A 230-nucleotide genomic window follows, 5' to 3' on the forward strand; every position below is an offset into this window, starting at 1 on the left:
GTTCGCGACCGACCCGTACGCGGCCTGGGCTCCGCCCTCGACCGAGCACCTGTTCCGCACGGACTCCGTCGGTCGCGACGTCTTCAGCTACGTCGCCCGCGCGTCGACGACGACCGCGCTCGGCGCCCTGGCCTCCGGCGCGACCGCCCTCGTCGTCGGGGTGCTCCTCGCCGTGCTCGGCTCGCTGTCCCCGCGGTGGGCGAGGGACTCCGTCGCGGTGCTGGTCGACG

At 75.7% G+C, this 230-nt stretch carries 1 pseudogene; it reads left to right on the forward strand.

Annotation, left to right across the window (positions count from 1 at the left end):
- Positions 1-230: pseudogene (locus ACZ6JE_RS15770) on the forward strand (ABC transporter permease); the annotation flags it as partial.

It is taken from the genome of Frigoribacterium sp. AC759 (assembly GCF_979256015.1).